Origin of the sequence: Rheinheimera sp. NSM (genome assembly GCF_052380015.1) — a bacterium.
In the GTDB taxonomy this organism is placed as follows: domain Bacteria; phylum Pseudomonadota; class Gammaproteobacteria; order Enterobacterales; family Alteromonadaceae; genus Alishewanella.
The window spans coordinates 258,019-282,136 of sequence record NZ_JBQTCI010000002.1 but is presented as its reverse complement, the minus strand read 5'-3'; the positions used below and the strand labels follow the sequence as shown (position 1 = coordinate 282,136).

Below are 24,118 nucleotides of genomic sequence, written 5' to 3'. Positions count from 1 at the left end.
GCTTTACTCCTTAACCTGGCTGGTCAGGACAGCAGCATCGGTTTTTTCCGCATCTTGTGCCACTTGTACCGTTGCATCAGCAGCAACCCGCACCAGGGTGCCGGCCAGCGGGTTAGCAATGGCCGAGGTGGCCAACCTGTCGCCTTCAGCAAAGCCGGAGCGGATATAAGCCGAGCGTTCATCTGTACGCTCAGTCACTACCGCGCGAAACTGCAACTGGTTGTCTTTATCCACCACCAGCACCTGTTGCTGTGCTAAAAGCAAATGCCGCGGGATCACCACCACTTGCTCGGTGGCATCACCGAGGATCTGCGCCTGGACAAAACGGCCGAAGCGTAATGGCGCTTGTTTTTGACTCAGACGTTGGTAAGGGTCGGTCACTTCTGCCACGGCATAAATTACCCGGCTGCGCTCGTCCAGTACGCCTTCGGTACGCACCAGCCGGGCTGGCCACTGCATAATACGACCGGCTACTGCGGCGGTTAATATTACTTCCGGTTCAATGCTGTCGTCAGTGAAATCCGGCACTTGCAAAAAGGCTAAATCATTGTCGGTCAGCGGCAGACGAATTTCAGCCACGTCGGTGCCGTAAATTATGCCGACACTGGTACCACGGCTGATAAACTGGCCCAGGTTAGCATCGCGGCTTTTTACCATGCCGGAATAAGGCGCACGGATTTCTGTACGGGCTAAATCACGCAACGCACGTTCCAGCTCAGCTTCAGCAGAGCGTACTGTGGCCAACGCGCCCGCCAGTTGCGGCCGGCGTAACCCCAACTCCGGAGCTTTACCGGCAGTAAAGGAGCGCCACTCTTCTTCTGCAACGCGGCCACGGGCTTTTTCCTCTTCTAACGCTGACTGCGCATTGGCCAGGCTGGCTTCTGCGGCTTTAACGTTAGTTTGATAATCTGCCTGCTCCACCCGCACTAACAAATCACCTTTGTTAAAAAAACCGCCTTCAACAAAATTGTCGGCCACGGCTACAATACGGCCGTTAACCTCGGAGCTTAAGTTGGTTTCCAGCTTGGGTTGTACCGTGCCTTGCGACTGAATACGATACACTAAATCCTGCGGCACTATGGCATCAGCATTTACCAGAATGGCCGGGCGTTGTTCTTCTTTTTTCTCCGGCGGTTTACGCATACTGGTTAAGCTCATTGCCGCCACCACGGCCACGGCGATAATGACCACCGGAATAGCGATTTTTATAATTTTTGCTGCCATATCTTCATTTTCCACAATGCTGTTTTACCGCCAACATACTAAAGCGTCAGCGGCTGAAAGTAACGCGGTGAATGTTACGCTTTGTATCAGTCCGGGTATAAGTGTAGGTAACAATAAGCCAGAATACGCTACGCCGCGCCAGCTAACTTTGCGGTGCTGACATAACGTGATGCTTGCAGTTGCTGCTGTGCAGCACAGTTAAGGCGATGCTAATGCAAAATTTGCCGGCAGTTGGCTCAGCCCGGCCGGATAAATTGCATAATATCTTGTTACAACTACGGCGATGTTATGCCGCAGCCAGCGAAAATCACCTTTTGTTATATCAACCTTTAAAAGGGTTATTTGCGCAACAGCAGAAAATTCCCTAAGGTGATTTGAAAAACAAAGTGGTCATTATTTCATCACAAAGACACGACATGATAGACAAGGTTATACCGTTTTGAGCACACATTGAGGGAAACATTATGAGCATCAATAAACAGTATTTGAAAACTAAACCTTTGTGCAAAGTCACCTTTACGCTGCCGGCGCACCGGTTAGACAATATTGATCAGGTGGCGTTACTGGGTGAGTTTAATGACTGGGATCCGGCTGCGTTGCCGATGAAGAAAAGCAAAAGCGGCGACTTTACCGCGACGTTGAATTTAGAAAAAAATAAAGCTTACCAGTTCCGTTATTTGGTTAACGGTGGTACCTGGCTGAATGATGACGCCGCCGACGGTTACCAACCATCGCCGGTGTCTTATGATCACAACTCAGTAGTACGGTTGTAACCGGCAGCAACGGGCAGCCCGGGCTGCCCGTTTAGTGCATGGCTATATCACAACTTTATATCACAGCTTTGCCCTGCACTTTTGCCCGACACCTGTGTTCAGCACTTTTGCAGTACTAAACACCCCACCGAGTAACCGGCACCAAACGAACACAAAATAGCGTATTCACCGGAATTAATACCCTGCTTATATTTGTGAAAAGCAATTACAGAACCGGCTGAGGCCGTATTGGCATAGGTATCCAGTACCAGCGGTGCTTCTTCCGGCAGCGGATCGCGGCCAAGAATTTTCTTCGCGGCAAAAATATTCATATTAATATTGGCCTGATGCAACCACAGCCGCTTCAGTTGCTCCGGTTTAACCTGCTGCAGCGCCATTTCTGCCTGAATTACCTCTGCCACTATCGGCAGCAGCTCTTTAAACACTTTACGGCCCTGTTGTTTAAAATAGGGCAGCAGCGGATCAGGTTGGCTGAAACAATGTTCGGTATAACCGACATCACAGCGGATATTATTAGAAAACTCGGTTTTCAGCCGCATGCCGTTTATACGATACGCATTATCCGCCGTGCAGCTGTCTTCGGCTTCAATAATGGTGGCGGTACACACATCACCAAAAATAAAGTGGCTGTCGCGGCTGCGGTAATTCACCTGCGGTGAGGCAAATTCCGGATTCACCACCAGCACCACTTTAGCCGTGCCACCACGAATGGCATTTACCGCATTGCTGATAGCAAAGGTAGCGGAAGAGCAGGCTACGTTCATATCGAAAGCATAGCCGACGGCGCCCAGCAGCTGCTGCAGTTCAATTGATAACGCCGGATAAGGCCGCTGCATATTGGACGCCGCACAGATAATCAGATCAATATCGGCGGCAGTTTTGTTCGCCTGTGTCAGCGCTTCACGTGCAGCCGACAACGCCATCTCTACCATTTCCGGCGGCTGCTCTTCATTGCGCCGGGGGAACAGCGGATGCATTACATCAGCATCTAAAATGCCATCTTTGTACAGCACATGGCGCGCTTTTATGCCGGAGGCTTTCTCAATAAATTCACTGCTGGAATGTTCCAGCGCCTGCACCTCACCGGCTGCAATAGCCCCGGCTTGCTGCGCATTAAATTGATCAACATACTGGTTGTAGCTGGCCACCAACTCTTCATTGGTAATAATCTGCTCTGGCGTAAACAAGCCTGAGCCACTGATAACAACACTTTTCATAGTACTGCCCTTGTCAGATCGCGGTTTTACTACCGCTTTTACAGTGGCTGCAGTATAACTGAAGTTCTACCCTCAGTTGTACCTTGCTGTTGTATTATCCCCGTTTTGCTGAGCCTATTCAGTCTCGATTTATGCAACGCGGTGTACATTAACAAGCTCTGTGGGCCATAATAGCACCGGCATTCACTTTTCTTTCATTTTCTTAATACGGGATTTTTCCAGGCCAATGCAAACCCGAGGTTTCCTGATAACTGCAGTGCTGGCAGCCATACTAAGCATAAGTTTCCCTGCCCGTTCGGCAGCACCGTATCAGTTTAAAATCAATGGCGTAAGCGGTGCTTTGCGCGACAATATTGAAATTTATCTGCAAAAATACTCTGATGCAGACAATACGCCGGGCGTGCGTTTTCAAGCTACCTTACAGCAGGAAATTCATATCGCGTTACAAGCTTTAGGTTATTACCACAGCAGCATTACGGTAACTCAGGACGAGGCCAAACCCAAATTACTGCACATTAACGTAACAATTGGTGAGCCGGTGCGCATTAGCCAAAGCGATATACAGCTGTCCGGTGATGCCGCAACAGACTCTGACTTTGCGGCGTTGCTGGCGGCGCAAGCGCCCAAACAGGGCCAGATACTGCACCACGGCGCTTATGATGGCTTTAAGAGCGCTTTAAAAAGTCTGGCACTGCGTAAAGGCTACTTTGATGCCGACTTTGATTTGGCACGGCTTGAGGTAGCACCAGAGCTAAACCAGGCGTTTGTCCGCCTGCACTTTAACGCCGGTACACGTTATAAATTTGGTGCAGTCAGTTTTAGCGGTAATCAAATAGCCGAACCCGGACTGCAATCTTTAGTGCCCTTTAATGAGGGCGATTACTACCTGGCCAGCCAGTTGGGGGAATTTAATCAAGCATTGGCGACTACCGGTTGGTTCTCTTCCATACTGGTGGAAGGTGATACCACACAGATGCAGGATTTCAGCCTGCCGATTAACGTGGCGCTGGAGCCGGAGCGGCGCAATATTATAGAAACCGGTATCGGCTACTCTACCGATGTGAAAACCCGGCTGAAACTAAACTGGAATAAGCCCTGGCTTAATAAAGCCGGCCACAGCCTGAGCACTAAGCTGGCCCTGTCTGAGATAGAACAAAGTGTCGAGGCTGCATACAAGGTACCACTGGCCAGTGTTGCCAACGACTTTTATCAGGTACAGCTGGGTTTTCGGAACCGCGATAATCAAAACACCGAGAGCCGCGAATCCAACCTGGCATTGGAGCGCCACTGGTTACTGAAAAGCGACTGGTATCGTACCGCTTCGGTGCGCTGGTTGTATGAAGACTTTGTCCAGGCGGATCAAAATGACAGCATCAGTCTGATTATGCCCGGATTAAGTTACAGCCGTACTAAGCAAGCCGGCGGTTCAATGCCCGCCTCGGCCAATCGTTTATTGTTGGGCGTTGAAGTATCAGACGAAGCCTGGGGCTCTGATGCCAGTTTTATCCGCTTGCGTAGCCGGGTTGGCTGGATTGGCAGTGCCGGCGATGACCATCGTTTTGTTACCCGCGTGGATGCCGGCGCTATCCTGATGGAAGGCTTGTCAAAATTGCCACCATCGTTGCGTTTCTTTGCCGGCGGTGATAACAGCATCCGCGGTTATGGCTATGAAACTGTATCACCGCGTAACAGCGAAGATGAGCTGACCGGTGGCCGCTATATGGTTACCGGTGCGCTGGAATACCAATATCGCGTTAAAGGCAATTGGTGGCTGGCAGCGTTCAGTGATTACGGTAGCGCCTGGGATGATAAACCCGACTGGGTGCAAGGTGTGGGCCTGGGCGTGCGCTGGGCCTCCCCTGTTGGCCCTGTGCGTCTTGATTTTGCCTGGGGCCTGGATGAACCGGGCAAAGGTTTCCAACTGCACCTGGCGCTGGGGCCGGAATTATGAGCTGGCACACCACCAAGCGTTGGCTGAAACGCACCTTAAAATGGCTGCATTGGACATTATTACTGCCCTGCGTTGTGCTGATCGCCTTACTGTTTACTTTGTTGTACACCTCTGCCGGGTTAAGTTTTAACCTTTGGCTGGCACAGCATTTTGTCAGTAGCTTTACCGTACAGCGCAGTGAGGGCAGCGTGCTGGGCGGCAATACACTGTACGGCCTGCGTTGGCAAGATGACGCCATAACCCTGACGTTAGAACAAAGCACGCTGCAGATTAACAACGGCTGTTTTTTCCGTTTAACACTCTGTGTCGAGCAATTGACATTGCAAGGCATGCAGCTTGAAATCGCCGATACAGACAATCCGCCACCAACAAAGGCGCCCGGCTCCGGTTTGTGGTTGCCGTTTGCCATTGATATTACGCAGCTGCAGCTGAACGATGCCACTGTGCTGGTTGCCGGTAGCCGGTTAAGCTGGCAACAGTTTACTACCGGTGCTCAGCTTTGGGGCAGTAAAGTACAACTAAATCAGCCGCGCTGGCATCAGGTAACCCTGGCACTGCCTGACACTGCGGATACCACGACAAATGCTGCCTTTGCTTACCGGGCGCCGGCGTTGCAGGATGTCAGGCTGCCGCTGAGTCTGTTTATTGACCGCTTCCGCCTGACGGATTTCACCCTGCAACAACCACAGCCGCAGAGTATCAGTGAGCTCTCATTCAGCCTGCAACTGCTGCCGGAGCAAATTAACCTGACCCAGCTGGATATCAAGCACCCACAGGCAACACTGCATGCCTCCGCCAGATTAGAGCCAAATGGCAATTATCCGCTAAAAGCAGACATACGGCTGTTGCTGCAGGACACAGAGCTGGCCGGGCAGCGGCTGCGCGTTACGCTGGATGGCGATCTGAGCGATTTGCAACTGCAAGCCTATGCCAGTGAACTGCTGGATGCGGAATTATCCTTGTGGCTTAATCTGCTGGACAACACCCTGCCGTTGCAGGCCAACTTAGCAGCGAGCCAACTGCAATGGCCGCTTAGCGCCGAGCCGCAAATACAGCTTAGCCAGTTGCAAATGGAGGCAAGCGGCAACCTGGAGCAACTGCGCTTTGCCGCAGGCTTAGCATTAAGCGGTAAGCAAGTGCCGTCAACCAGCGTGCAACTAAACGGCTACAGCACTTTGCATGGGGCAACTTTGGAAAACTTAACCATTAACACCCTTGGCGGTGCGCTTAGCGCCAGGGCGGAGCTGGATTGGCAACAGCAATTAAGCTGGCTTGGCAGCGTACAGTTAACACAAATTCAGCCCGGGCAATTCTGGCCGGACTACAGCGGTGAGCTAAATGGCGATATGCAGCTTAGCGGCAACCTGACAGCCCAAGGTGGCTGGCAACTGGCACTGCCACAACTGCAGCTTAACGGCACACTGCGTGATTACAAACTGCTACTTGAAGGCAGCCTTACTGCTGCAGATCTGAGCGGACAGGGCGACTACCGGCTGGATACGCCGGGCCTGACACTACGCCATGGCCAAAACCAGATCCAACTGACCGGCGCAGTGGATAAAGACTGGCAAATGGCGATGAAGATTGCCATTCCCAAACTGGAGCAAACTATAAGCGGTGCCAACGGTGATATCAGTGCAGACTTCAAGCTAAGCGGTAAGCGCGACACACCACAGCTAAAGGGCACCCTCAATGCCCGCGGGCTGCAGTGGCAGGATGCCAGCCTGGAGCAGTTAACTCTGGATACGGATCTGAGTTTAAACAGCGAACATAACCTGACAACGGCAGTGTCACTACAAGCCGGCAACGGCAAGTATCAGCAGCAACATATTGACCAGCTAAACCTGACGCTTAGCGGCACTGCATTACGCCATCGGCTGACGCTGCAGCTGGCAAGTACTGAGCACAATGCCGGTATTGAAATGAGCGGCAGCCTGAAAGCGGATGAGTATTGGCAAGGCACCCTGGTATCCGCGCAGTTGGACAGTCTGTTAGGACCATGGCAACTGGTAGACAGTACAAAGTTGGATTACCGCTTTGCCGACGCGCGGTTAACCGTACAGCCGCACTGTTGGCAGCAAGCCCCGGCTAATTTGTGCGCCGTTAAACCACTAACACTCAGTGCAGAGCATATAGCGCTGGACCTGACATTACAGCAATTTGCGCTGTCGGCGCTGGATAGTTTTTTACCTGAACAGATGGCGCTGCAAGGGAATCTTGACGCACAGGTTAACGCCAACTGGCAACAAGGCCAGCAGCCGCAGGCACTGGTTAAACTCAAAGGCGGCAATGGTAAATGGCAGTATCAAACTGAACAAACACTGGTATTGGGTTGGCACAACTGGGCGCTGGATGCCGTATTGGCCGAAGATACCCTTAACAGCACGTTGCAGTGGCAATTTGATAACGACGCCAACTTACAAAGCGACGCCACCATTACAGACGTACAATCCTCCTCGCGTAAACTGGAGGGCACACTGCTGCTGCAACAATTCAGCCTGGCCTTTTTACAGCCGCTGCTGGAGCAAAGCAGTGAACTTGCCGGCATGCTCAACAGCGACTTACGCTTTAGCGGCGACCTAACCAACCCGGCCATTAACGGCAACCTGGCACTGAGCAGCTTTAAACTGAACGGCAGACAGGCACCACTGGATGTAACTGATGCTAATGTAGAGCTGAAGTTTGCCGGACAGCAAGCCACGCTGGAAGGCCTGGTCAGCACCAGCAAAGGCCAGATTAATCTGGCCGGCGATGCACAATGGCCGCAAATAGATAACTGGCAAGCGGCACTGAAAGTGAAAGGCGATGAACTGAGCCTGCAAATTCCTCAGGCCCGACTGCAAATAGCACCGGATTTAACCCTGAACGCCAAACCCGGGCTGACATCACTTAGCGGCACGGTGCAAATTCCCTTTGCCCGCATCAATATTGACAGTTTGCCGCAAACTGCTGTCGGGCTATCCGATGATCTGGTGTTGCTGGACGCAGAACTGCAGCCTGTACCCACTGAAGAAAAAACCGCCCTTGCCCTGCAAACCGATATTAATGTTGTGCTTGGCAGAAGGGTGCAATTGTCAGCCTTTGGCCTGGAAACCCGGCTCAGCGGTAACTTAAGAGTACGCCAGCAACCTAATCAGCAACCCACGGTGAATGGCGATGTCAGTCTGAAAGACGGTACCTTCCGTGCCTATGGCCAAGATTTGCTGATCCGCCAGGGAAAAATGAGCTTTAACGGCCCATCCGACCAGCCTTTTTTAAATGTCGAAGCTATCCGTAACCCGGCCAATATGGAAGATGATGTGATTGCCGGCATTCGGGTTACCGGTCCGGCCGATGCGCCAAACATCAGCATTTTTTCCGAGCCGGCAAAACCCCAGGCTAATGCGCTGGCCTATCTGCTGATGGGCCGTGATATCGGCAGTGATTCCGGCAGCGCCGGTTCAGCACTGACCACCAGCCTGATTGGTATGTCAATCTCCTCTACCGGTGCTGTAGTGGGCGAATTAGGCGAAGCCTTTGGTGTCCGCGACCTGACACTGGACACCGCAGGCGCCGGCGATAATTCTCAGGTAACGGTAAGCGGTTATTTATCGCGCGATCTGCAGGTAAAATACGGTTATGGCATTTTTAATGCTGTCGGCGAATTTACCCTGCGCTACCGCATAATGCGTAATCTGTACCTGGAGGCAGTAAACAGTTTGGATAACGCCGTTGATTTGCTGTACAAGTTTGAGTTTGATTAATCAGCTTTAAGCAATAAATGCTGGTAGCGGCCCAGTGAAGCATAGGGCTCAGTGCGGTTGTATTGCAGCTCTAAAGCCAACAATTGTTCAAAGTGGCTTTGTTGCTGGCTGCGATCACGCAAATAATCATGAAAACAGCGCACCCCGGTTTTACTCAGCAGGCTAAAACCGGCCTGCTTACACCAGTGCTGCACATCCTGCGGCACTAACGGATGCTGCGGGTTTAAACTAACCTTTTTCTTTACCTGAAAATCTGCCGCGACATAATCAAAGTTGCCAAACAAAATATTGCCAAAGCGTTTGGCCTCTTTGTTATAAAACATCAGCGATAATATGCCGCCGGGAGCCACCAAGCGACGCAACTGAGCAATAGCCAACTCAGGTTGTGCCAGCCATTCCAGCATGGCATGACATAACACTAACGCATACTGCTGTTGATGTGTCGCCGCGAGCTCCGACAGCCCTATCTGTTGCAAGCTAACATTGTTCAGCCCATGTTCTTCAGCCTGCTGCTGCGCTATGTGCAACATTTCTGCGGAAATATCGGTCAGATGCACACTGTGTCCCTGCGCAGCCAGGGACAGGGCTAACTGGCCCTGGCCTGCACCAACGTCGAGGATCTGACAAGGTTGTTGTAGCAGATTAAGCTGCGCCAAATCGCGCAGCAGCACTAACTGGCGCAGCCTGCCTTTAGTACTGCCATAAATATTGCGGCTGAATTTGGCGGCAATATCATCAAAACTACGATCGGTTTTTTGCTTCATGCCGGGTTATCAATATCAATAAACTGCACCTCAAGGCCAAACTGCCGGGCAATAAATTCCCCCAGCGCTTTAACACCATAACGCTCGGTTGCATGATGACCGGCAGCAATAAAATGAATACCCAGCTCACGCGATAAATGAATGGTTTGCTCTGACACTTCACCGCTGATAAACAATTGCGCGCCGGCAGCAGCAGCCTGCTCAATATAACCCTGGCCACCGCCGGTACACCATGCCAGCTTGCTGACCGCCGCACTATTGTCAATGGCGTGCAGCAATACCTTGCGACCTAAGGTGTATTCCAGATGCTGTGCTATCTGATCGGCACTTAACCCATTCGCCAGCTCGCCCTGCATCAGCACACCATCCGGCTCCGCTGTAGCAACAGCAATGATATTTTCTGCGTTAAGTAACAAGCCTAACTGCGCGTTGTTGCCAAGTATCGGGTGCACGTCCAGCGGTAAATGATAGGCCAGTAAATTGATATCATGGCGCAATAACGTTTGCAGACGCTTCTTCTTGATGCCGGTTACCGGCGCCGTTTCGTTCTTCCAAAAATAGCCATGGTGCACCAGTATCGCATCGGCGTTAACCGCAACAGCGGCATCCAGTAGTGCCTGGCTGGCGGTAACCCCGGTAACCACCCGGTTAATGTGAGCTTTGCCCTCGACCTGCAAACCGTTGGGGCAATAATCCCGGATTTTTTCACTTTGTAACTCAGTATTCAGAAATTTAACTAACTGGTCGCGATCTATCATCGACTGGTTTTCCGCTGCTGTTGATAGCGGTATTGTACTGCAACAGGCAAAAAAATCAGGCACATTTGTCTAACAGTGGCAAAATGTTGTATAAATAGCGTGCTAGTTGCTTAAATAATGTCTGTTAAGGATCCGTATGAGTAAATTGGACAAAGATCAGGTTGTTGCTGATTTTACCGCAGCCTACAAAGCTGCGTTTGGTAAAGCGCCGCAACTGGAACAAAAACCAGGTTGGTTCAGCGTAGATGGTGGTAAGAATATCCGTCTGGCAGAGCTGGCTGAATTAGGCGCCAGCTACAGTGCCGAAAAAGGTGCTGCCAAAAGTGCCGCCAAAGCCAAGCCGGCAGCAGAAAAGAAAGCGGCTCCGGCCAAAGCGGCAGCCAAACCTGCAGCGGCAAAGCCTGCTAAAGCGGCTAAAACCAAGAGCAGCGGTAATGGTCAGTCTGCAGCAGCAGTCTGGACAACGCGCTTGGGTGACAAACAACGTCAGCCAAGAGGTTGTCGTTAAACAGCGTCAGTCTGGCTGTGATAATGCAGCCAGACGCGTTTTTGCTTCAATCCACTGCCCCATAAACTTAGTGCTACGATAGTTATGGTGCCTCAGCATTAGCCCGGTAAAGTTTGCCTGGCGGTGACTCTCAAGCTCCTGCTTTACCCCGCTGAATTGCTGCCAGATACGTGCATCATGTTGTGCCAGAGCAAATCGTTGCTGCACTATGTTATACCCTGTGCTTTGCAAGCGTTGCCATAGTTCGCGTTGCTGGTACAAGCTTACCGCCGCCCGGGCAATACTGTTGCTGTCCTGTGCTATTACACCGCCCCAATCGCACTGCAGCGTCATACCTTCCGCCCCGGTTTCGGTCGTCACATTAGGTGTACCGCAGCGCATAGCATCAAGCAACTTGCCTTTTAAGCCGGCACCAAAGGCCAACGGCGCCAAACATACTCTGGCCTGCTGCATTACGGCTAACGCATCTTCCGCCCAACCTTTGATTAAAAAGCCCTGTTTTGGATTATGCAGCGCTGTGGCTTTGGGTGGCGGGTAGGCACCGTAAATATGTAATTCCGCCTGGGGCAGCTGTTGGCGGATCAATGGCCAGATTTCCTGTTTTAACCACAGTACGGCATGCCAGTTCGGTGCATGACGGAAATTGCCAATAGCAATAAAGTGCTGCCGGGCGTCATAATCCGGCGTGGGCAGCAATGGCAAGTCATCCAGTAAAAACGGACAGTAGCAGAGTAACGCCGGCGGCACCCTATAGTGCTGCTGCAGTAACTGCAGTTCAAATTCTGAAATCACCAGCGTCAGATCACAGCGATAAATGGCCGCAATTTCGCGCAGCGCCAATTCTGAGTTTAAATCCTCTGCCGCTACAGCCTTGCCGGCGTTAAAACACTGCTGCCGGGCATCGCGCAGCGCATGGCAATCCTCCATATCCAATATCCGCAGCGCCTGCGGACAAGCCTGCTCTACCCGCCAGCCAAACTGTTCCTCAAGCATAAAGCGGTCAAACATTACCGCTTGCGGTGCCTGTTGCTGCAGCCACAGCTCAAAGCTGCTGTCGTTCAGCCGGATGCAGTGCTCCGTTACGCCAAGTTCTGTCAGCGGATAACGGTGCAGCCCGGGCTCAGCTGCGCTGGCAAAACTGACTTGCCAGCCTTTGGCCAAAAACAGCTTAATTAAGCTCAGCATACGGTAACCGGCTGCAGAGGAGTTTGGCTCCGGCCATACATAACCAATGATCACCAACATTGGCAGCGTGCTTTGTGACATAACCGCTCCGGAGAAAAACCAGCATTCTACCGATAATTCCTGCCGGCGAACAGCTTGGCAGCCAGGCATGTCGTGCTAAGATGACCTCTGTTTTCGCAAGGTAAATTGATATGACAACCACCCATTACTCTGCAGTTGAAGAGCTGTTACATGCGATAAGCCATGGCATAGGCGCTGTATTAAGTGTTATTGCGCTGGTACTGATGTTACTGGTGTCAGTGCAAGCCGGCGATAACTGGCATCTGGCCAGCAGCATTATTTACGGTGGCAGCCTTATCCTGTTGTACTGCAGTTCTACCTTGTATCACTCGATCCACAGCATTGAGATCAAACGCCGGCTGCGCCAGTTGGATCACGCCGCCATTTTTATTTTGATAGCCGGCACCTACACGCCCTTTACGCTGATTAATCTGCGTGACAGCTGGGGCTTATGGTTGTTTGGCTTGATTTGGGCGGTTGCCGTGGCCGGGGTTATTATTGAACTGGCTACCGGCTTAAAATACAAAAAACTGTCATTAAGTTTATATCTGGGCATGGGCTGGCTGGTTATTCTGGCGATAAAACCTATGCTGGACAATGTTGCTCCGGGCGGCATGTGGCTGCTGGTTGCCGGTGGGCTGAGTTATTCCTTTGGGGTAATTTTCTACGCCTGGAAACGCTTATTTTTGCATCATGCTATCTGGCATCTGTTTGTACTGGCTGGCAGCATTTTACATTTTTTATCGGTGTACTATTACGTATTGCCGGTTTAAGCGTAAAAAAACAGGCCGGAACATGCCGGCCTGTGGTTGCTTATGTTATCAGTACTGATAACTGAAGGTTACACCACTAAAGGCAGAATAAGCACGGATGCCGACATGCCAGGTTCCCGCCTGTGGATTATTAAAAGTACAGACTTCATTATTGCCATTCAGGTATGGCCGGCAGTTGTACGTCGTGGTGGTAGGTTCAGCACCGTAGCGTACATACAAGTCAGCATCACCTGTGCCACCGGAGATCTGGAACGTAACAGTCGATACGCCGGATGGGATCTGGTAACTGCCTCTTAACCATTGGCCACTGCTTGCCGACAAGTTCGGGAAAGTAGCACCACCACCCGGAGGCGGTTCGCCGCCACCTGAGCCATCACAGCCATTGTTGGTCAGGTAATCATGCGCAGCTTTGGCTTTTACAATACCCCAGCCATAAGATGTATCCCGCCCGGTTGCACCACGGTCTTCCGCAGTGGCATTCAGTGCGCTGCGGATCTCTGCAGCAGTACAATCCGAATGGTTACTCCACACCAACGCCGCAACGCCGGCAACATGAGGTGATGCCATCGATGTACCGCTGATACTGTTGTAGCCGCCGTTATTCCAGGTTGAGCTTACATTTACTCCCGGCCCGGCAATTTCGACCTGGGAGTTACGTTGCGAAAAGCTGGCCAAAGTGCCACTGGAGTTCACTGCCGCCACTGACACGACAGCATTGTAGGATGCCGGATACGAGAAGCTGGTGTTGCCGGCGTTACCTGCTGCTGCCACTAACAACATGCCACCGTTATAAAAGTTGGTCATGGCGGTATTTTCTGTCTGGTTAGACGAACCGCCCCCCAAACTCATATTAACTACTTTTGCACCGGCATCTTTACAGGATTGAATGGCAGTGATCAGGTTTGACGCCGTCGTCCAGTTGCCGGAATTGTTGAAGATTTTAACAATGTGTACGCCTGCCTGGCCAGAACCAATAACACCCACTACGCCGCTGTTATTGTTCAGTGCAACCATGGTACCTGCCACATGGGTACCGTGGCCGTGACCGTCCTGATACCAGTTACCATGGCCGGAGAACGAATAGCCGGTTACGCCGGAATTTTGCAGATCTTCGTGACCCGAAGTCCAGCCGGTGTCAATTACACACACTTTGGTATTGCCGGCACTACCATCACTTACCTGATCAGCCTGCACCATGGTAATACCATAAGGCGTGGTTTGCGCCATTGGCGTGATCACATCCATTAAATAACGCTTATGGTCTTCCTCGATGTATTCAACATTAGGATCACTTTGCAGCAGTTTGCGCTGCTTTGCTGTTAACTCAGCCACGCTGGCATGCACAGATTTCAGGTGCGACAACGCATTAACGTTCGCTTTTTGTAAAACCTGCTGGGCCCGCAAGGTAGAAAACTCTGCCCGCTTAGCACTGCCGTCAGCGCTCATTTGAGCAACAGGCTCTTTAAATTTAATAATGTAACGGGTGGCTTTGTCGTCAGCCAATTCAGCCAGGCTAAGTTTTGGTTCTGGTTTTTTCATGCCTTCGGCAACTGCAACAGAAGTAAGGCTTAGTGCAAAACAACCGGCAGAAGCTGCTGCCAGTATAGTCATCATCTTTTTCATTATATTACCCTTGGTTAGTTTTTATGGTCCTTGTTGTCACTGCGGCGTCCTGCTGCTCAAAAAATAACCAGCCCCATACCAAAAGGCCATTACAATAGTATTATAAATTCTTTACAAATGTATGAGACAAACCTATTACAGGAAAAATAGATAACTATCAGAAACAAATTGATTTATTCGGGGACAAGACACTGTGGAAAAACATAAAATTACTTATGTTAAGTTTTAACGGCATTATGCCGGCGTCAAACACAAGGCTAATTTAAACCAGAAAATACTGCCCTCCCCCGGAGTTGTGTTGAAACTGATCTGCCCCTGATGATTTTCAATTATCTTTTTACTAATGGCTAAACCCAGCCCGGTTCCCTCTTTTAAACGACTGTCGGAACTGTCGGCCTGAGAAAACTTCTGAAAAATACGCGATTGAAACGCCGCGGGTATACCCGCTCCGCAATCTTCCACTTCAAAGCGGACATCTTGCTCGTTACTGCTGAGTCTGACCACAACCACAGAATCCGGCGGCGAAAACTTTACCGCATTAGAAATCAGGTTATCCATCACCTGTCGCAATCGTAACGTATCGGCCTGCACCCACAAGGCTTCGCTGGTTCCGGGTTCAAATACCAGGTTTATTTTAAAGCGGGCGGCATAAGGTTGCATGGCCGACACCGCTTGTTGCGCCAGCTCAGATAAATTAACTTTGACCAGATTAAGGGTAAAGTTGCCGGCGGCAAACTTTTGTAAATCGAGCAAATCATTAATCAGTTGCGCCAGCCGTTCGCTGTTACTTTGTGCAGTTTGCAGCATATTGGCGTAAACCGCCGTATCTGGCGTGACCACTTTTTGCGCAATCAAGCCGATGGCACCGCGTATTGCGGTTAACGGGGTGCGCAGTTCATGGCTGACGGTTGCGATAAACTCATCTTTGAGTTTATCCAGCCGCTTTAATTCGCGGTTCGTTTTCGCCAATTCAGCTAAGCTTTGTTCCAGTTGTTTGGTGCGCAACGACAAGGTAACTGAACTCTCCTCCAATGCTCTGGTGCGTTCTGTTACCCGGGTCTCTAAAATCAGTTGCGCTTTAACTTTATTATCCATCGCTCCCTGCAACAAACGGTTAATTTGCCGGATATGACGTAAACGGTACTGATGCAGTAACCACATCAGTGTCATCAGCAGTAGCAGTGCAGCAAACATTACACTACGTTGCTGCCACCAGTGCGGCAACACCCGGACAGTGGCAACCTGCTGTTCGTCGCTGAATATACCGTGATTATTCGAGGCTTTGAGCCATAACGGGTAAGTTCCCGGTGCAAGGTTGGCGTAGTAAGCATTATTACCCTGTGCCGGCATCCAATCTTGCTCAATACCTTCAAGCCGGTAGTAAAACCGGTTGCGCTGCGGGTCCTGAAAGTCCAGGGCGCTGAATTCAAACAGCATAGTATGCTGTGTCGGCAAAATCTCTATCAATGGCCAGCTGTGCTGATGTGGTCTGAATTGCCGTGCTTGCTGATCAATCATCAGCGCCGACAATACCGGCTGCGGTGGTTGTCGGTTACTTTGCAGTAACTCCGGCTTCACCACCACCAAACCGGCCACCGCACCAAAATAAAGTTTGGATTTATCGGCATACACAGCATTGGCATTCAGCTCAGAGCTGACCATACCATCCTGGCTATTGTAATGAACAAAGCGTTGCGCCGGATCCGGTCGAAAACTCAGGCCATTTGCTGTCATGAGCCACAACTGTTGTTCATCCATCTGGTAGCCGCCTAAAACACTATTTGCCGGCAGGCCATCAGCCATAGTAATAAGTTGGCGCCGGCCGGTTGTACGGTCATAAAGTATCGCCCCCTCACGGGTGCATACCAGTAACTGCTGCGCATACTGATTAACGCAATGCACTTCGTCGTGTGGTAATTGCAGCCGGGTTTGTTTGCTACTGCTGTGTTGCACAATATTGCCGTCAGTTAAATCTATTTGGTACAGACCACTGTAGCGGGTTGCTACCCACAGTTGTTGATCTGCGCTGACAAACATATCCTGCACAGCATCACCTACCCGCATGCCGGATAAATTATCCAGCCAACGCCGTGTTTGCCCCGTCTGCGGTTGCCATGCAACAACGCCCTCGCCCCATAAACCGAGGTAAAAAGTACCGTCATCAGCAATATACAAATCTCTGACATTACGGTTAACAACACCGGCCAGGGTAAAGGGCATATCAACTCTTTCTAATACGCCATTGCTGCTGTAGTGCAATAAACCGTTGTCAGTTGCGATGTAAATTTGTTTGTCTGCAGCCCGGGCGATAGCATTTACTCTGCTGCCGGTCATAATGTGCTGGTAAGTGCCGTTGTCGGTGTCGATCAATACCATTTTATCTGTACTGCCCAACCAGAGTTGCTGTGCAGACTTATAAACGGCTGTAACCGAAAATGCAGCACTGCCAAGTGCCGGTGCATAATCAGCGATACCGCCAAAAGCTTTGCTGGTAACAATACTGCGGTACACTCCGCCCTCACGCGACCCTAACCAGATAACACCGGTTCTGTCTTGTAAAATACTGCGCACATTAACCTGAGCTAACTGAGCGACACCAGACAAGGCCAAAGTGCTGTCCGGCGCGGCCTTATTAAAACGGTGTAATCCGGCATAGCTGCCGATCAGCACATCATTATTACTGCGATCAAATGCCAGCACGTTGATCACTAAGGCCTCTGTGCCGGCAGTGGCCATGGCACTTAATTCGTCATTTGCAAAAGAATACTGATACAAACCACTGCGGCTGCCAATCCACAGCCTGTCGCCGTCGGCTAACACTGCACGTATTTCATTATTACGGCTCAGGTGATCTGCGCCCGGCACTAACTCTATCGCCTTACTTAAGCCGCTGTCCGGCTGCCAGCGATGCAAGCCGGCAGCCGTGCCAATCCAAATACTGCCGTCATCTGATTGGCTAAGGCTCCAGATGCGTTGATCTACCAACGGTCGGGCTTCGTCTGCAGCACCTATAGTGGTGAGTTGAAAATCGGCATTTATTATACTTAAGCCGGTTGTGGTACCCACCCAGATATTGCCGGCGTTATCCTGCAACAGGGTTTGCACCAGGTTACCGGCCAGGCCATCTGCCCGGGTAAAGCGATGTAATTCGCCGCTGTGTGCATCGATAACGGATAACCCCAGTCCCCAGGTGCCGGCCCACAGCCGGTTAGCACGGTCAAATATGATAACGCCGACATCCGGTATCTGATGTTGCAGTTGCTCAGCACTTGTTAACAACGGAAATGAAGCAAAACGATAACCATCGAAACGCAATAAGCCGGAATTGGTTGAACCCAGCCAGATAAAACCGGTTTTATCCTGATTAACGCTGTAAACAGTGGCATTAGGTAAGCCGTCGTCAACGCCAATGCGTTGAAAACGTTCAACAGACAGTGCAACGTTGCTTACCAGCAGTAACAAGACTGTGATGAGCTGCACTATGAAAATGATCCATTTTTCGCGGTAGTGCAATACAACCTCGGGTTTGGTTGCGGTCTGAACTTAAAAGCTGATTTAAACAATAGCATAGCAAGCAATGCTTTACAGTACAGTACAGATTAAATGTCCGGCACTACTTTCGCTTGGGGTTGCATTCTTTTAGAATCGTCGCCATTACCGCTTTTAACTATGTAGTTCCCGGAGAAATGAATGTCTGACACCAAACACAGTCGCCTGCTTATCTTAGGCTCAGGCCCTGCCGGCTATACCGCTGCAGTGTACGCGGCCCGCGCCAACCTGAACCCGGTGCTGCTTACCGGTATGCAGCAAGGCGGCCAGCTGACAACCACCACCGAAGTGGAGAACTGGCCGGGTGATGCTCACGGTTTAACCGGTCCGGTTTTAATGGACCGGATGCGTGAGCACGCCGAAACCTTCAACACTGAAATTGTGTTTGACCATATTCACACGGTAAACCTGCAACAGCGCCCCTTCACGCTAACCGGTGACAACGGCGTGTACAGTTGCGATGCGCTGATTATCTGTACCGGGGCTTCCGCTAAGTACCTGGGGTTACCATCCGAACAAGCCTACAGTGGCCGCGGCGTATCTGCTTGTGCCACCTGTGACGGTTTCTTTTACCGCAATCAAAAAGTGGCCGTTGTTGGCGGCGGCAATACTGCGGTGGAAGAAGCGTTGTATTTATCCAACATCGCAGCAGAAGTGCATTTAGTGCATCGTCGCGACAGCTTTAAAGCAGAGAAAATTCTGGTCGATCGCTTAATGGCTAAAGTAGCTAACGGCAATATCGTATTACACACCCACCGCCAGCTGGACGAAGTGCTGGGCGATGACATGGGGGTAACCGGCGTACGGTTAAAATCGACCAAAGGTGAAGCCGACGAGCAACTGGCGCTGCAGGGCGTGTTTATCGCCATTGGTCACCAGCCTAACACCGACATGTTTAAAGGCCAGTTGGAGATGAATGGCGGCTATTTAAAAGTGCAGAGCGGCAGTGAAGGCAATGCCACGCAAACCAGTATTGCCGGTGTGTTTGCCGCCGGTGATGTGTCTGATCATATCTATCGCCAGGCCATTACCTCTGCCGGCACCGGTTGTATGGCAGCGCTGGATGCCGAGCGTTATCTGGATGCACTGAGCAAGTAATCCACTTCAGCTATGGCCATTTACCTGCCTGAGCTATCTGCGCACGATGTCAGTTTTCCACCACTGCATCGGGCGCTGAGCAACCCCGATGGCCTGCTGGCAATGGGCGGCGATTTATCGCCGGCCCGCCTTATCAGCGCATACTCACAAGCTATTTTCCCCTGGTTCAGTGAAGGCGACCCTCTGCTGTGGTGGAGCCCGTCACAACGTGCCATTTTTGCTCCGGACACACTGAAACTTAACCGAACCCTGAAAAAACAGCTTAACCGCTATCAGCTGCATTTTAGTGTTAATACAGCTTTTGCGCAGGTCATGGCACACTGTGCGGCGCCAAGAGCAAAACAACCCGGCACCTGGATCTTGCCGGAAATGCAACAAGCCTATCAGCAGTTACATCTGCAAGGTTACGCCCACAGTATTGAAGTGTGGCAACAGGACCGCTTAGTTGGCGGTTTATACGGCGTGCTGGTTGGCAGCCTGTTTTGTGGTGAATCGATGTTTAACTTACTGCCGGATACTGCCAAGCTGGCACTGGTTGCTCTGCAGCAGCATTTACAACAGGTAGCGCCAGGCTGGATTGATTGCCAAATGCCTAACCCGTTTTTGCTGCAACTGGGGGCCAGAAGTCTGCCACGTGCAGATTATGTCAGCTTGTTACAAACTTCTGCTGCGCAGCAAACGCCGGCTTCACACTGGCTGGCCGGCCCACTGATACCGGACCCGGCCAATGCATGAGCTGCGCTTTGGCCTTACCGCACCGGCAGCATGCAGTTACCTGGCGCCGCAGCAGGAGCAACTGGTATTTTTGCTACCGGAACAGCCACTTGACGCTGCTTTGTACCAGCAATTACTGCAACTTAATTTTCGCCGCAGCGGCGAGCAGGTTTATACCCCGCACTGTCCGGCGTGTCGGGCCTGCCATTCTGTACGTATTCAGCATGCTGATTTTAAAGCCAGCCGCAGCCAGCGCCGCATGCTGAATAAAGCTGCGCGTGCCGGTTGGCACTATGAACTTCGTGAGAATGCCAGCACAGATTACTTCGCGTTATTTTCCGCCTATATCAGCCATAAACACGCCAACAGCAGTATGTTTCCGCCCACACGAGCACAACTTGATGCCATGCTCGGATGCAGTTGGCTAAAAGTGCGCTATCTGGAACAGTATTATCAGCAACAACTGGTGGCCGTTAGCATAGTGGACGAAACCGCAGACGCATACTCGGCGGTATATACCTTTTATCACCCCGATGTCAGTGCTTTCTCGCCCGGCCTGCTGGCCATCTTGTATTTACTGCAATGTGCAGCCCGGCAGCAAAAAAACTGGCTGTATCTGGGGTATCAAATTGATCAGTGCCGGAAAATGGCCTATAAGGCCGCTTTTTTACCACAGCAGCGGTTTATTCAGGGCGAATGGCACTCATTTGGCTAAAAAAGCGCTTGTCGCTTTACTTATGCTGATGATTTCGGCACAATCTGCGCAGTTTTTTTATGGTTCACCCAAATTTAAGAGGCAAGTGCGCTGAATGGCGAAGGAAGACGTAATTGAAATGCAAGGTACCATTTTGGATACCCTGCCAAATACCATGTTCAAAGTTGAACTGGAAAACGGCCATGTCGTTATCGCTCATATTTCAGGTAAAATGCGTAAGAACTACATCCGTATTTTAACCGGCGATAAGGTAACCGTTGAGTTAACACCATACGATTTAAGCAAAGGCCGTATCGTGTTCCGCCAGCGTTAAGCCGGCCCAAATAACCTGATAAATAATACAAACCCGGCAAATGCCGGGTTTAGTGTTTTAACGGATACCATTCAGGCTGTGCAACCCACCTAATCCGCCAGTGCGGCTTCTTTTGTGGTCTGGTAGACAAAGCTCAGCTGATCATTGAGCAGATCAACGCGGACATCTCCGCCATGCATCAGACGACCAAACAGAATTTCATTCGCCAACGGCTTTTTCAGTTGCTCCTGAATAACCCTGGCCATCGGCCGGGCGCCCATGGCATGGTCATAGCCTTTATCTGCCAGCCATTGCCTTGCAGCACTGCTCAGCTCCATTGATACCTGTTTTTTATCCAGCTGTACCTGCAAATCACAAACAAACTTATCAACAATTTGCAGAATAATGTCAGCCGCCAGATGTTGAAACCAAATAATACCATCCAGCCGGTTTCTGAATTCCGGACTAAAGGTACGGTTTATTTCCGACAACGCATCATGGCTGTGGTCCTGCTGTTTAAAACCAATCGATTTACGGATAGTTTCCTGCACCCCGGCATTGGTGGTCATTACCAGCACTACATTGCGAAAATCAATTTTGCGGCCATTGTTATCGGTTAAGGTACCGTGGTCCATCACCTGCAGCAAAATATTATAAATATCGCTGTGTGCTTTCTCGATTTCATCCAGCAACACCACTGAGTACGGATGCTTCGATACCGCATCAGTCAGCAAGCCGCCCTGCTCAAAGCCGACATAACCTGGTGGTGCACCAATTAACCGGCTGATCGCATGGCGTTCCATATACTCCGACATATCAAAACGCAGCAGTTCAACTCCCAGCGCTTTGGCCAGCTGTTTGGTCACTTCGGTTTTACCCACACCCGTCGGGCCGGCGAACAGGAAGTTTCCTATTGGTTTTTCTTCGTTACCCAAACCAGAGCGTGATAAGCGGATAGCCGAGGTTAATACCTCAATCGGCTCATTCTGGCCAAATACCACTAACTTTAAGTTACGATCCAAATTCGCCAGTACATCTTTATCTGACGCCGATACCGACTTCTCCGGAATACGCGCCATCTTGGCAATAACATGCTCAATCTCCGGCACGTTAATCACTTTTTTCCGTTTGGACGATGGCAGCAAACGCTGACTGGCACCGGCTTCGTCAATAACGTCTATGGCTTTATCCGGTAAATGCCGCTCGTTAATATATTTGGCAGACAACTCCGCTGCAGCCCGAATGGCCTTTTGCGTATAACGCACATTATGATGCTGCTCGTAGCGCTCTTTTAACCCCAGTAAAATACGGGTGGTATCTTCTACGCTGGGTTCCGCCACATCGATTTTCTGGAAACGACGTACCAGGGCGGTATCTTTTTCAAAAATGCTTTTAAATTCCTGATAAGTGGTTGAGCCCATGCAGCGCAAACGGCCACTGGATAACAGCGGTTTAATCAGATTACTGGCATCCATTACACCACCGGAGGCCGCGCCGGCACCAATGACAGTATGAATTTCATCAATAAACAAGATAGCGTCTTTTTCCCGCTCCAGCTCTTTGAGTAAAGATTTCAGCCGTTTTTCAAAGTCACCGCGGTACTTGGTACCGGCTAACAATGCGCCCATATCCAGCGAATATATAGTAGCGTTGGCAATCACTTCCGGCACTTCGTTATGCACAATACGGTAAGCCAGGCCCTCAGCAATAGCGGTTTTACCAACACCGGCTTCTCCCACCAGCAGCGGGTTGTTCTTCTTGCGCCGGCACAATACCTGAATGGCCCGTTCCACTTCGTGTTCACGGCCAATCAGCGGGTCAATGTGGCCATTTTTTGCCTGTATATTCAGGTTTGCTGTGAAATTTTCCAGATACTTGCTGTCATCAGCCACCGTTTCGGTGCCTTCTTCCTGCGCATGTTCGTCATGCTGTTCAAGTTTTTCGGTTTTGGTGACACCGTGCGAAATAAAATTCACCACATCCAAGCGGGTAATATCAATTTTCTTCAGCAGGTAGACGGCTTGCGACTCCTGCTCGCTGAAAATAGCCACCAGCACATTGGCACCGGTCACTTCGGACTTGCCGGATGACTGCACATGAAACACCGCACGTTGCAATACGCGCTGAAAACCCAACGTAGGCTGAGTATCACGCTCTACCTCACCGTCCGGCAGCACCGGTGTGGTGGAATCGATAAAGCTGGCCAACTCCAGCCGCAGTTTTTCTATATTGGCGCCACAAGAGCGCAGCGCATCACCGGCTGCGGGGTTATCCAGCAACGCTAATAATAAATGCTCTACCGTCATATATTCATGACGACGCTCACGCGCAAACCTGAAAGCCAAATTCAGAGTTAACTCAAGATCTTTATTTAACATACACCACTCCTAATCCACCTGAGTAACGACACCAGAATCATGCAAAGACTTACCTTATGCGCGCTCCATGGTACATAGCAGCGGGTGTTGATGTTCCTTCGCGTACTGCATCACCTGCTGCACCTTCGTTTCCGCGATCTCCGCGGTAAAAACGCCACAAATTCCTTTACCCTCATAATGCACTTTTAACATCACTTCGGTTGCCTGTTCGTACTGCATATTAAAAAAGCGACTCAATACATCGATAACAAAATCCATCGGAGTATAGTCGTCGTTATGCAGTACCACTTTATACATTGGCGGCGGCGCCACACGTTGCCGTGTTAATTCCTCCAAACCACCATGTTGTACGTTGTCTTCTTTATTGCCGCTCATAAACTATAGCCATGCCTGTGTATTCCATCAAAGGAGCTTTAGGTTAATTATTGGTAAATTTTTAGTTTAATTTTGCAAATAACTTGACTACATGCGCAAATTATCTACATTAGTTGTTGGGATCAACAACAATCCCACCATCGAGACTAAGAATACAGAATTTAGCTAACTTAGAGAAGGAAGTAAGTTGTATGGCTACCGGTAAAGTAAAATGGTTCAATAATGCCAAAGGATTTGGATTTATTCGTGAAGATGGCCGTGATGAAGATATCTTTGCTCATTATTCAACCATTAGCATGGACGGCTACCGCACGCTAAAGGCCGGACAAGATGTCGAGTTCGACTTGTCTGAAGGCCCTAAAGGTTTACACGCCGTGAATATTAAAGTGCCCGACGATCTGACAGAGTAAGTATTCGC

Annotated in this window: 19 protein-coding genes; 10 read left to right on the top strand and 9 right to left on the bottom strand. The window is 50.6% G+C overall.

Annotation, left to right across the window (positions count from 1 at the left end; genetic code table 11):
* Positions 1-3 precede the first annotated feature (3 nt).
* Positions 4-1,224 (bottom strand): efflux RND transporter periplasmic adaptor subunit, encoded by a 1,221-nt coding sequence (locus ACTZWV_RS07115; RefSeq protein ID WP_444785880.1) that lies wholly within the window; start codon positions 1,222-1,224, stop codon positions 4-6.
* Between the two features lie 464 nt (positions 1,225-1,688).
* On the opposite strand from ACTZWV_RS07115, the gene ACTZWV_RS07110 reads away from it, so the two are divergent.
* Positions 1,689-1,997: an isoamylase early set domain-containing protein gene (locus ACTZWV_RS07110; protein WP_305554506.1), complete on the top strand. Its 309-nt coding sequence runs from the start codon at positions 1,689-1,691 to the stop codon at positions 1,995-1,997.
* A 98-nt stretch (positions 1,998-2,095) separates the two neighbouring features.
* Here the strand turns inward: ACTZWV_RS07110 and ACTZWV_RS07105 are convergent, their stop codons facing one another.
* Complete coding sequence (locus ACTZWV_RS07105; protein ID WP_444785879.1) at positions 2,096-3,214, bottom strand: beta-ketoacyl-ACP synthase III; 1,119 nt, start codon at positions 3,212-3,214, stop codon at positions 2,096-2,098.
* Positions 3,215-3,440: 226 nt separating this feature from the next.
* Here ACTZWV_RS07105 and tamA point away from each other — a divergent pair, with 226 nt between their 5' ends.
* Both tamA and tamB read left to right on the top strand, forming a co-directional pair.
* Positions 3,441-5,165, top strand: a complete 1,725-nt coding sequence (gene tamA, locus ACTZWV_RS07100; RefSeq protein WP_444785878.1) for an autotransporter assembly complex protein TamA — start codon at positions 3,441-3,443, stop codon at positions 5,163-5,165.
* On the top strand, positions 5,162-8,908 hold the full coding sequence (gene tamB / locus ACTZWV_RS07095) for an autotransporter assembly complex protein TamB (RefSeq protein WP_444785877.1): 3,747 nt from the start codon (positions 5,162-5,164) through the stop codon (positions 8,906-8,908). Before tamA ends, tamB begins: the two co-directional genes overlap by 4 nt.
* Here tamB and ACTZWV_RS07090 read toward each other — a convergent pair.
* Complete coding sequence (locus tag ACTZWV_RS07090) at positions 8,905-9,672, bottom strand: methyltransferase domain-containing protein (protein WP_444785876.1); 768 nt, start codon at positions 9,670-9,672, stop codon at positions 8,905-8,907. The genes tamB and ACTZWV_RS07090 overlap by 4 nt on opposite strands.
* Positions 9,669-10,430, bottom strand: coding sequence for a Nif3-like dinuclear metal center hexameric protein (locus tag ACTZWV_RS07085; protein WP_444785875.1), 762 nt, complete (start codon positions 10,428-10,430; stop codon positions 9,669-9,671). The genes ACTZWV_RS07090 and ACTZWV_RS07085 overlap by 4 nt, the downstream gene beginning before the upstream one ends.
* 136 nt (positions 10,431-10,566) lie before the next feature.
* On the opposite strand from ACTZWV_RS07085, the gene ACTZWV_RS07080 reads away from it, so the two are divergent.
* Complete coding sequence (locus ACTZWV_RS07080; RefSeq protein ID WP_305554491.1) at positions 10,567-10,938, top strand: hypothetical protein; 372 nt, start codon at positions 10,567-10,569, stop codon at positions 10,936-10,938.
* A 6-nt stretch (positions 10,939-10,944) separates the two neighbouring features.
* On the opposite strand, the gene ACTZWV_RS07075 is transcribed toward ACTZWV_RS07080, so the two are convergent.
* Positions 10,945-12,204 carry a glycosyltransferase family 4 protein gene (locus tag ACTZWV_RS07075; protein WP_444785874.1) on the bottom strand — a complete coding sequence of 420 codons (1,260 nt, stop codon included), beginning with the start codon at positions 12,202-12,204 and terminating at the stop codon, positions 10,945-10,947.
* Positions 12,205-12,314: 110 nt separating this feature from the next.
* On the opposite strand from ACTZWV_RS07075, the gene trhA reads away from it, so the two are divergent.
* Positions 12,315-12,956, top strand: a complete 642-nt coding sequence (gene trhA, locus ACTZWV_RS07070) for a PAQR family membrane homeostasis protein TrhA (RefSeq protein WP_444785873.1) — start codon at positions 12,315-12,317, stop codon at positions 12,954-12,956.
* Between the two features lie 48 nt (positions 12,957-13,004).
* On the opposite strand, the gene ACTZWV_RS07065 is transcribed toward trhA, so the two are convergent.
* Both ACTZWV_RS07065 and ACTZWV_RS07060 read right to left on the bottom strand, forming a co-directional pair.
* Complete coding sequence (locus tag ACTZWV_RS07065; protein WP_444785872.1) at positions 13,005-14,579, bottom strand: S8 family serine peptidase; 1,575 nt, start codon at positions 14,577-14,579, stop codon at positions 13,005-13,007.
* Between the two features lie 234 nt (positions 14,580-14,813).
* Positions 14,814-18,059, bottom strand: coding sequence for an ATP-binding protein (locus ACTZWV_RS07060; RefSeq protein ID WP_444785871.1), 3,246 nt, complete (start codon positions 18,057-18,059; stop codon positions 14,814-14,816).
* Between the two features lie 210 nt (positions 18,060-18,269).
* Between ACTZWV_RS07060 and trxB the strand changes: the two genes are divergently transcribed.
* From trxB to infA, 4 genes are all read left to right on the top strand, one after another.
* Entirely contained in the window at positions 18,270-19,226 is a 957-nt protein-coding gene (trxB, locus tag ACTZWV_RS07055; protein ID WP_444785870.1) for a thioredoxin-disulfide reductase, read from the top strand.
* A gap of 12 nt (positions 19,227-19,238) precedes the next feature.
* Positions 19,239-19,961, top strand: coding sequence for a leucyl/phenylalanyl-tRNA--protein transferase (gene aat / locus ACTZWV_RS07050; protein ID WP_444785869.1), 723 nt, complete (start codon positions 19,239-19,241; stop codon positions 19,959-19,961).
* Positions 19,954-20,655 (top strand): arginyltransferase, encoded by a 702-nt coding sequence (locus ACTZWV_RS07045; RefSeq protein ID WP_444785868.1) that lies wholly within the window; start codon positions 19,954-19,956, stop codon positions 20,653-20,655. Before aat ends, ACTZWV_RS07045 begins: the two co-directional genes overlap by 8 nt.
* A gap of 94 nt (positions 20,656-20,749) precedes the next feature.
* A complete protein-coding gene (gene infA, locus ACTZWV_RS07040; protein ID WP_019676586.1) occupies positions 20,750-20,968 on the top strand; it encodes a translation initiation factor IF-1 in 219 nt (72 codons plus the stop codon).
* A gap of 89 nt (positions 20,969-21,057) precedes the next feature.
* On the opposite strand, the gene clpA is transcribed toward infA, so the two are convergent.
* Both clpA and clpS read right to left on the bottom strand, forming a co-directional pair.
* Entirely contained in the window at positions 21,058-23,325 is a 2,268-nt protein-coding gene (gene clpA / locus ACTZWV_RS07035) for an ATP-dependent Clp protease ATP-binding subunit ClpA (protein ID WP_444785867.1), read from the bottom strand.
* A gap of 54 nt (positions 23,326-23,379) precedes the next feature.
* Positions 23,380-23,700: an ATP-dependent Clp protease adapter ClpS gene (gene clpS / locus ACTZWV_RS07030; protein ID WP_305554461.1), complete on the bottom strand. Its 321-nt coding sequence runs from the start codon at positions 23,698-23,700 to the stop codon at positions 23,380-23,382.
* 191 nt (positions 23,701-23,891) lie between these two features.
* Here clpS and cspD point away from each other — a divergent pair, with 191 nt between their 5' ends.
* Complete coding sequence (gene cspD, locus ACTZWV_RS07025) at positions 23,892-24,110, top strand: cold shock domain-containing protein CspD (protein ID WP_444785866.1); 219 nt, start codon at positions 23,892-23,894, stop codon at positions 24,108-24,110.
* The last annotated feature ends 8 nt before the right edge of the window (positions 24,111-24,118 follow it).